Origin of the sequence: Sphingorhabdus sp. (assembly GCF_044357595.1) — a bacterium.
In the GTDB taxonomy this organism is placed as follows: Bacteria; Pseudomonadota; Alphaproteobacteria; order Sphingomonadales; family Sphingomonadaceae; genus Sphingorhabdus_B.
This window is the reverse complement of the sequence record NZ_JBIKPH010000106.1, coordinates 1-8,718: the sequence shown is the minus strand read 5'-3', so window position 1 is coordinate 8,718 and position 8,718 is coordinate 1. Positions and strand designations below refer to the sequence as shown.

At 57.2% G+C, this 8,718-nt stretch carries 8 protein-coding genes; 2 read left to right on the top strand and 6 right to left on the bottom strand.

The window, feature by feature from the left end; all coding sequences use genetic code 11:
* The coding region (purH, locus tag ACIQ2T_RS10145; protein WP_397590703.1) for a bifunctional phosphoribosylaminoimidazolecarboxamide formyltransferase/IMP cyclohydrolase at positions 1 to 1,583 on the top strand (1,583 nt) is incomplete at its 5' end.
* A 62-nt stretch (positions 1,584 to 1,645) separates the two neighbouring features.
* Here the strand turns inward: purH and ACIQ2T_RS10140 are convergent.
* Positions 1,646 to 3,199: a DEAD/DEAH box helicase gene (locus tag ACIQ2T_RS10140; protein WP_397590705.1), complete on the bottom strand. Its 1,554-nt coding sequence runs from the start codon at positions 3,197 to 3,199 to the stop codon at positions 1,646 to 1,648.
* Positions 3,200 to 3,471: 272 nt separating this feature from the next.
* Between ACIQ2T_RS10140 and ACIQ2T_RS10135 the strand changes: the two genes are divergently transcribed.
* Positions 3,472 to 3,603, top strand: a complete 132-nt coding sequence (locus ACIQ2T_RS10135; protein WP_397590702.1) for a hypothetical protein — start codon at positions 3,472 to 3,474, stop codon at positions 3,601 to 3,603.
* On the opposite strand, the gene ACIQ2T_RS10130 is transcribed toward ACIQ2T_RS10135, so the two are convergent.
* The 5 genes from ACIQ2T_RS10130 to ACIQ2T_RS10110 are packed head-to-tail and all read right to left on the bottom strand — an operon-like array spanning position 3,600 to position 8,641.
* The gene (locus tag ACIQ2T_RS10130) at positions 3,600 to 4,355 is read right to left on the bottom strand and encodes an SDR family oxidoreductase (RefSeq protein ID WP_397590701.1); all 756 of its coding nucleotides are present in this window, start codon (positions 4,353 to 4,355) and stop codon (positions 3,600 to 3,602) included. The two genes, ACIQ2T_RS10135 and ACIQ2T_RS10130, sit on opposite strands and share 4 nt — an antisense overlap.
* The gene (locus ACIQ2T_RS10125) at positions 4,352 to 4,720 is read right to left on the bottom strand and encodes a dihydroneopterin aldolase (protein ID WP_306064034.1); all 369 of its coding nucleotides are present in this window, start codon (positions 4,718 to 4,720) and stop codon (positions 4,352 to 4,354) included. Before ACIQ2T_RS10125 ends, ACIQ2T_RS10130 begins: the two co-directional genes overlap by 4 nt.
* Before the next feature lie 8 nt (positions 4,721 to 4,728).
* Positions 4,729 to 5,607, bottom strand: a complete 879-nt coding sequence (locus ACIQ2T_RS10120; protein WP_315470800.1) for a class I SAM-dependent methyltransferase — start codon at positions 5,605 to 5,607, stop codon at positions 4,729 to 4,731.
* Positions 5,608 to 5,609: 2 nt separating this feature from the next.
* On the bottom strand, positions 5,610 to 7,016 hold the full coding sequence (thrC, locus tag ACIQ2T_RS10115) for a threonine synthase (RefSeq protein WP_397590704.1): 1,407 nt from the start codon (positions 7,014 to 7,016) through the stop codon (positions 5,610 to 5,612).
* A 41-nt stretch (positions 7,017 to 7,057) separates the two neighbouring features.
* Positions 7,058 to 8,641, bottom strand: a complete 1,584-nt coding sequence (locus ACIQ2T_RS10110) for a GMC family oxidoreductase (RefSeq protein WP_397590700.1) — start codon at positions 8,639 to 8,641, stop codon at positions 7,058 to 7,060.
* Positions 8,642 to 8,718: the final 77 nt, after the last annotated feature.

Below are 8,718 nucleotides of genomic sequence, written 5' to 3'. Positions count from 1 at the left end.
ACGTCGTGATTAAACGGGCCCTATTGTCGGTGTCCGACAAGGCTGGGTTGGTTGAGCTTGGCCACGCGTTGGCTGCGCGTCATGTGGAATTGGTATCCACAGGTGGCACCGCCAAAACGCTGCGTGCGGCGGGTTTGACGGTCAAGGACATTAGCGAGCTCACGGGCTTTCCCGAAATGATGGACGGACGCGTGAAGACATTGCATCCGATGGTGCATGGCGGCCTGCTGGCGGTGCGCGACAATCCGGAACATGCCGCCGCGATGGCCGCGCATAACATCGGCGCAATCGACCTGGTCGTGGTCAATCTCTATCCTTTTGCGCAGACAGTGGCCAAAGGCGCATCGCGCGATGAAATCATCGAGAATATCGACATTGGCGGGCCATCGATGGTGCGCAGCGCCGCGAAAAACCACGCCTTTGTGACGATCCTGACCGATCCGGCAGATTATGACGACTTGATTGCCGAGCTTGAGGAAAGCGACGGTAAGACAAGCTATGCCTTCCGCCGCAATTGCGCGGCAAAGGCCTATTCGGCAACGGCAGCCTATGACAGTATGATTAGCCAGTGGTTTGCCTTTGCCGACCAACAACAGGTGTTCCCCGACATGCTCGCCGTCAACGGCAATCGCGTGACGGAGTTGCGCTATGGCGAAAACCCCCATCAACGTGCGGCGCTTTATGTGCCTGTCGGGCCGCATATTGCGGGCATCGCGCAAGCCGAGCAAGTACAGGGCAAAGAGCTATCGTATAACAATTACAACGACGCGGATGCGGCGCTTGAGCTGGTTGCCGAGTTTCGCGATGGCCCGCCGACGGTCGTTATCGTCAAGCATGCCAACCCTTGTGGTGTGGCGACGGGTGACACCTTAATCGACGCCTATCGCGCGGCACTGGAATGCGACAGCGTCTCGGCCTTTGGCGGTATAGTTGCTGTCAATCGCCCGCTGGATGCGGCGACGGCAGAAGCGATTACCGAGATATTTACCGAGGTCGTAGCCGCCCCGTCCGCTGATGATGCGGCAAAGGCCATTTTTGCCAAGAAGAAGAATTTGCGGTTGCTGCTGACAGGCGAGTTGCCCGATCCGAAGCGCAGTGGCCTCTCGATCAAGCCGATTACCGGCGGGTTACTCGTGCAGTCACGGGACAATGGCCATGTGGCCGACAGTGCATTTACCGTCGTGACCAAGCGCGCCCCAAGCGCACAAGAATTGGCGGATTGTCGCTTTGCCTGGACGATCGCCAAACATGTGAAATCGAACGCCATTGTTTATGCCAAGGATGGTGCCACCGCGGGTATTGGTGTAGGCCAAATGAACCGGCGTGATAGCGCGCGCATTGCCGCGATAAAGGCGAAAGAAGCCGCGGAAACTTATGGCTGGGCAGAGCCGCGCACCGTGGGGTCGGCCGTAGCTTCGGACGCTTTCTTCCCATTCGCCGACGGACTGCTTGCAGCCGCCGAGGCGGGGGCAACGGCGGTCATTCAGCCCGGCGGTTCCATGCGTGATGACGAAGTAATTGCCGCCGCCGATGAAGCTGGCTTGGCCATGGTCTTCACCGGCATGCGGCACTTTAGGCATTAATGTGCCAAAGGCCGTAATGCCGAACTTGGTTCAGCATGACGGCCTTTAACTAATTTCGAATTTTACCCAGCGCGCTTTACCGTGCCTTTATAGTTGCCATTACCACCCTTTTTGGGGCCGTAATTGCGGGCAGGTGCGCCAGGATCGCGGCGGTTTTCGCTGCGTGCGGCAAAGGCGCGGTCGGCGGTTGGACGACGATCTCCAGCCGGCGCATTGTCGCTACGTGGACGTGCATCGCGGCCACCTTCACGACTACCTTCGCGGCTGCCGTCGCGCGGACCAATCGCTGGTTGCCAGCCGCCTTGCGGGGCGTGCGTGCGATTACGGCTTTCGCCATTTAAGCCAGTGCCGCCATTATTGCCGCCAAGCTTTTTGCCGGCATAATTGGTGCGTCCGCCGCCGGGCTGACCACCGCCGCGACCGCCGCGTGCCTGTTGTGGCTTCTTATCTGCAACGGGGGGTGGCAATGCTGCAACTGCTGCACGGAAGCCTTCTGGAAGGCCAAGCGTCATGGCACGGACGCCCGTCAAACGCTCAATGTCTTTCATATAGCCACGCTCATCGCCCGCAACGAAGCTCATAGCGACGCCTTCACGACCCGCACGTGCGGTGCGGCCAATGCGGTGAACATATTGTTCAGGCACATTGGGCAGTTCGAAATTGAACACATGGCTGACACCAGGAACGTCAATGCCGCGCGCCGCAATATCCGTTGCGACAAGGATCTTGATCTTGCCATCGCGGAACGCTTGCAGCGCAGCGGTACGCTGGCCTTGCGATTTGTTGCCGTGGATGGCAGCGGATTGAATGCCTGCGCCGGCAAGCCCACGCACGACACGGTCAGCGCCATGTTTAGTTCGGGTGAAGACCAACGCCCGGTCAATTTCCTCGCTTTGCAGTTTAAGCGTCAACAACGTCTGCTTTTCGCGTTGCTCGACAAAGGTCACAAACTGTTCGACGCGCTCTGCCGTGGTTGCCGCGGGGGCGACCGAAACACGGACAGGATTGTTGAGGAAGCGATTGCCCAGCTCCGCAATCGCCTTTGGCATGGTCGCCGAAAAGAACAATGTCTGACGCTGCTTTGGCAGCAACTGGTCAATACGCTTTAGCGCATGGATGAAGCCAAGGTCCATCATCTGATCGGCTTCATCAAGGACGAAAATTTCAACATCCTTGAGCGTGACGGCGCGCTGTTCGATAAGGTCGATCAAGCGGCCGGGTGTAGCGACAAGAATATCGACGCCGGTGGCAAGACGCTTTTTCTGGCTGAAAATCGGCATGCCGCCAAAAACGCAATCGACTTTCAGGCCAAGGAATTTGCCATAAGTGCGAAAACTGTCGGCGATCTGCGCCGCAAGTTCACGTGTGGGCGACAAGACAAGCATCCGGCAGCTATATTGCTGACGCGCCTTTGGCTTGGTGGCGAAATGATGGAGGGACGGCAGCGCAAACGCAGCGGTTTTGCCCGTTCCGGTTTGGGCGATACCGCATAGATCGCGGCCCTCGAGCAAGGAGGGAATAGCCTGTTGCTGAATTGGGGTCGGCGTATCATAGCCCGCCGCCTCAAGCGCCTTCAGGATAGGTTGGGCAAGGCCCAGATCTTGGAAAAAAGACATTTTTATACTTTCAAAATAGTCGTCGCTGCCCATGACGCGCGCCCTTTCGTCAGGACCGCATAGGCGCAACAGCAGGTGTTCGGGAGCAGCGTATGCCGACCCGTTGGAAACAACCCTGCGTGATATGGGAAGCCTCTAAGCTTACGCATCTTGTTCGTTTGGCGGAGCCTTTGGTCGGGCCCTCACGCTGCCAAAACTGCGGCGGATCTGTCCGCTCGCCTCGTGCGCTTGGCAGCCCTATGGCCAAACAGCTGTCGATAAGCAAGTTATTTGTGCACTTGCGTAATTATCGGTCGCAAAGCGCGGCCGGGTTGTGGGCACGAATGGCAAAGGGCAAGGTGGCGGATTGGCTCGTGCCATTGCCAGTCATGGGCAAGCGCATCCGCGTTTGGCGCGTGCGCTAAAAATGCATGAAGTCGCGGTCGAAGCTTTTCAAATGCGCGCCGCCATCGACAAAGATAACCTGTCCCGTGACATCCTGCGCTTGGGCGAGATAGACCACTGCGTCCCCTACAGCAGAGGGCGACGGCAGCTTGCCCAAGGGCATCATATCGGCCAACCGTACCTCTTGGTCGGCGGTGTAATCATCGGTTGAAATAACCAGCCCGGGCGCAACGCCATTATAACGGGCACGCCCAGCGAATGATGCAGCCATGGACCGTACCGATGACGCCAGAGCTTGCTTTGATAACGTATAGCTTATTTGATCGCCATGCGGGTTGGCGATACGTTGGTCGAGGATGTTGACAATAGCTGGCCGGTTCGTTGGGCCAGCGGCGCGGACCAAAGCCTGTGCCAGCAACAGTGGCGCAAACATATTGAGCCTGAAATGCGCCTCGAGCGTTTCAAGCGTCATCGCCTGCCAATCATCCTGCCCGAACATCGCCGCATTGTTCACCAGCAGATCTGGTGTTCGGCCAAAATGCGATGCGATCGCGTCGATGAGCTCGGCTGGATTACCTGTGCTAAGGTCAAAAGTGAAAGCGTGCCATGCGCTATGTTGGGCGTCCAGTGCCGCCGCCAAAGCATCAGTTGGCGGCGCATCCATGTGGCTCACCAAAGCCAGGGCGTAACCAGCGCCCGCAAGCCTTCCCGCAATTTCAGCGCCCAGTCGACGCTTGCCACCTGTTACAATTGCAAGCGGCGCTGTTGTCACTTGCGGCCTCGCGACATTGTTATGCCAATCGCCTCATTATCCTCGGCAATCGCCAGCTTAACGATTTTGACAACGATGTTGCTGATGCGCGGATCGTCGGCAAAAAGAGTGTCCATGATATGATCGGCAACCGCCTCGATCAGCGTGAAGTGCACGCCCTCAGGCAATTTTGTCGCGGCCTCTTTCAACGTCATATAGTTTTTGGACGCCGATAGCGGCGTGTCCGGCACATAATGTGGTGCCATATCCAGCGTCGTGCTGATCGATATGCGCAGCGGCTGCGGCAAATGCGTTTCCTGGCTGTAAATGCCGGTGAGGACATGAACGACCAGGTCATGCACTTCGAGAATTAGACTGTCGTTCATATCACTCCTTAACGCGACCAGCGGGCGAAAATGGCTGTGGGCAAAAGCATGCCCCGGCCTTGTTCGCGTACCGCCAGTTCGCCAAATTCAACCTTGCCGCCAAGGTCCGCAAAATGCGATTCCAATAGTCCGCCCAGTGCCAACGCAGACATGCGTACAGCGTAAACGGTCAAAAACAAAAATTTCGAATTCACGTCGAGCAACTGACGGCAATTGGCGATGAGTTCGGGCAGGTGTTCCTCAAGCCGCCATATTTCACCTTCTGGTCCACGGCCATATTTGGGCGGGTCCAGCAATATGCCGTCATAGCGCTTTTCACGGCGCACTTCGCGTGCAACAAATTTCGCGGCGTCATCAACGATCCAGCGAATGGGGCGGTCTGACATACCCGACATTTCGGCATTGGCGCGCGCTTGGCCAACGGACTTCTTCGACGCATCAACATGGACCATTTGCGCGCCGGCTGCGGACAAAGCGAGGGTGCCAACGCCGGTATAGCCAAACAGGTTCATCGCAACGGGGTCGGCAATACCCGCTAATTGCCAGCGCATCCACCGCCATACGGGGTCCATATCGGGAAAGAAGCCCAAATGACGAAACGGCGTGCAGGATGCCGTAAAATGCACTTCGTCATTCCACGACAGCGGCCAACCATCCATCGGAACGGGTTTGTTGTTATACCAACGTCCGCCACCATCATCGTCTGATCCTGGAACGAACTCGGCGTCGGCAGGCCATTCTTCCAACGCGGGTGCCCACATGGCTTGCGGTTCGGGGCGGATAAAATGGCGGTCGCCATAGGATTCATATTTACGCCCATTACCCGAATCGATCAGCGTATAATCGCTGCGTGGTTCGCTGATGAGGGTGACGAAATCCTGTTCCATGTTCAACGCGTGGCGCGCGCCAGCACATAATCCCGCACGGCATCATATGTGCCGGGCAAAACGTCAAAGCGTTCTTCGCGGTCAAACAATTGCGACACCCGCGCAGGCAAGGCTGGCCGCACGCCCGTTGCCTCTTCCACGGCATCCGGGAATTTGGCTGGATGGGCGGTCGCCAATGTTACCACGGGCACATCGGAACGTATGCCAGCGGTGCGCGCGGCGTGGAGAGCGATGGCGGTGTGCGGGTCGATAATCTGGTCAGTCGCGCCATAAGCCCAGCGCATAGCGGCGGACATCTGCTCGGCATCTGTCCGCGCGCTGGTGAGCAAACTCGCCTTTTTGCGCATTTCGGGCGAAAGTATCATTTTGCCCATTTGTTCGAACCATTTCATGCGGGCGCCAGTTGTGGAGCCGTCACGGCCCTCCAAATCGAAAAGCAGGCGTTCAAAATTGCTCGATACCTGAATATCCATCGACGGCGATGCTGTCGGGGTTACGCCAAGCACGGAATAGTCTCCCTTTGCCAAGGCACGGTGCAAAATGTCATTGATGTTCGTGGCCACAATCAGCCGCTCAATGGGAAGACCCATTTGCGCCGCGACATAGCCGGCAAACACATCGCCAAAATTTCCGGTTGGTACCGAAAACGCGACCTTGCGTTCAGGTCCACCAAGCCGCAGCGCGGCATAGAAATAATAGACCACTTGCGCCATCAGGCGCGCCCAGTTGATTGAATTGACAGCGGATAAGGTTAGCGGACCATTTACATCCTTGTCTTTGAACATCCGCTTTACCATCGCCTGTGCATCATCAAAGCTGCCGCCAATGGCGATGTTATGGACGTTGGGCGCGAGGATGGTTGTCATCTGCCGCCGTTGTACATCGGACACGCGGTTATGCGGATGCAGCATGAAAATTTCGATTTGTGCGCGTCCGGCAACGGCATCAATCGCGGCCGACCCTGTATCGCCCGAGGTCGCTCCAACGATGGTCAGTTTCTTGTCCGTACCCGAAAGAAAGCGTTCGAAAAACTGGCCAAGCAATTGCAGCGCAACGTCCTTGAACGCCAAGGTCGGGCCGTGAAAAAGCTCAAGCAGCCAATGCTGGCCATCCAACTGCACCAATGGGGCAACGGCTTGATGGGCGAAGGAGCCATAAGCTGTGGCGCACAGGCCCTTGAGCTCTGCCTCGTCCAATACACCTGCGGTAAACGGCGCCATGACACGCGCGGCAAGATCGACATAAGACAGCCCGCGCATCGCGGTGATTTCTTCTGCTGAAAATTGCGGCCAATGCCGGGGCACATACAGGCCCCCGTCGCTTGCCAAACCCGTCAGGGTGACGCCTGCAAAATCGAGCGCGTCCGCGTTGCCGCGGGTGCTGATATATTCTGTTCTATTTATCGCCATAACGGGCACGCGGTTAACCGCAGTGCCGCGTTTACGCAAGATTATTGCAAGTCAGCTCGGACAAATTCAGCACATCTTTCGCCGATCATCATGCTGGGCGCATTGGTGTTTCCAGAAACAAGGCGCGGCATGATGCTGGCGTCGGCGACATATAGGCCGTCAATACCGCGATATTTCAGGCGCGAGTCAACAACGTCGCTATCATTTGGCCCCATGCGACATGTACCCACGGGGTGATAAACGGTGTCGGCGCGGCTGCGGATTAGGTCATCCAATGCCGCGTCATCATTGATATCCACGGGATGCCGGTTTTTGCCGTTATAGGCGGCAAGCGCAGGCGCTTCGAATATGCGGTGCATGGCGCGCACGCCGCTGCGCAAAGTCGCCATGTCACGGTCATCGCTTAGGAACGCGGGGTCAATCAGCGGAGCGACGCTGGCGTCTGCAGACGACAGACGGACCGTGCCGCGGCTTTCAGGGCGTAATACGCATGCATGGCAGCTAAAGCCATGGCCCTTCACCTTCGACCGGCCGTGATCTTCCAGCATCGCAGGCACAAAATGATATTGGATGTCCGGTGCTGGCAAGCTTGCGTCCGAACGCCAGAACCCGCCTGCCTCAGCAAAACAGGTTGTCATCACGCCCGTGCGCTTAAACCTATGTTCGATGATCGCCTTGATCATCTTGCCCGTGCCAGCCAATGAATCGCCGAAGAAATCAGCTTTTGACTGCGTTTCAAAGCTCGAAACATAGTCGATATGGTCTTGCAGGTCGGCGCCAATAGCGGCCTTGTCATGAACGACGTCGACCCCGAGGCTGCGCACATGTTCGGCTGGCCCCATTCCGGACAGCATCAAGATTTGTGGTGAGCCAAAGGCGCCCGCCGACAATATGACTGCGCCGCGCGCCTTGATGGTGCGGCGCTTGCGTCCCTGCCGAATGATAACACCAGTAGCGCGGCCATTTTCAACGATGATCTTTTCGGTCAAAGCGCCGGTGAGAACTTCCATGCGATCCCGCGCAGGCTCGACATATGCGCGCGCTGCGGTCCAGCGTTCGCCACCCTTTTGCGTAACTTGATACAGACCAAAGCCGTCCTGGGTTGCACCGTTGAAGTCCGAATTGATGGGCAATTGCAATTCTGCCGCAGCCTCAATGAAGGCAAGGCTGCCGGCTTGTGGCCAACGCTGGTCGGAAACAGAGAGCGGCCCGCCCGAACCATGAAAGGCGTCAGAGCCGCGTTCATTATCTTCGCAGCGTTTGAAAAACGGCAGCACGTCGTCATAGGACCAGCCATCGCAGCCCAAGGCAGCCCAATTGTCATAATCATATTTGTGGCCACGGATGTACACCATCGCGTTGATCGCGCTTGACCCGCCAAGTCCCTTGCCACGCGGTTGGTAGCCCGTGCGGCCATTCAGGCCCTTTTGCGGGACAGTGTCATATTTATAATTGGACGCATTGCGGATAAACGGCATGAAACCGGGCGTTTTGATCAACATATTGTTGTTATTGCCGCCGGCCTCAATCAAGCAGACCTTATATTTGCCACCTTCGGACAGTCGTCCGGCTGCTGCACTGCCTGCGGAACCGCCGCCGATAACAATGATGTCAAATTCGTCCATATCACCTGCTCCATCTGCGTAGCGCGGTTTAAGCGGGCGATTAACTACTGGCAAGGCAGTAAATAGCCTTAGTCAGC